This is a genomic window from Streptomyces sp. SID3212 (genome assembly GCF_009865405.1).
GTDB lineage: Bacteria > Actinomycetota > Actinomycetes > Streptomycetales > Streptomycetaceae > Streptomyces.
On sequence record NZ_WWJY01000202.1, the window covers coordinates 1 to 233 of the forward strand.

Annotated in this window: 1 protein-coding gene; it reads left to right on the forward strand. The window is 79.0% G+C overall.

Annotated elements, in window-relative coordinates; all coding sequences use genetic code 11:
• Positions 1-233, forward strand: a 233-nt coding sequence (locus tag GT042_RS05715; RefSeq protein WP_161307602.1) for a hypothetical protein, incomplete at both ends; no start/stop codon positions are given.

The following is a 233-nucleotide window of genomic DNA, read 5'->3' on the forward strand; positions in this document are numbered from 1 at the left end:
CGGTGGGCCAAGGCAGGGCCGGCGGCGGTGATCCACACGCTGCCGCGCCGCCTCTGGCCGGGCACGGGGGTCCAGGCGGACACCTGGCACGTCACCGCGCCCCGGCCGGGCGCGCCGAACGCGGCCTGGGAGGTGGCGCACCCCGTCCTGCCCCCGGAGGTTTTTCCCGCCCCCGCGCTGCCGGTTCCCGTCCTGGAACTGAACGCCCCGGACCTGGCGGCCTGGGCCGCAGC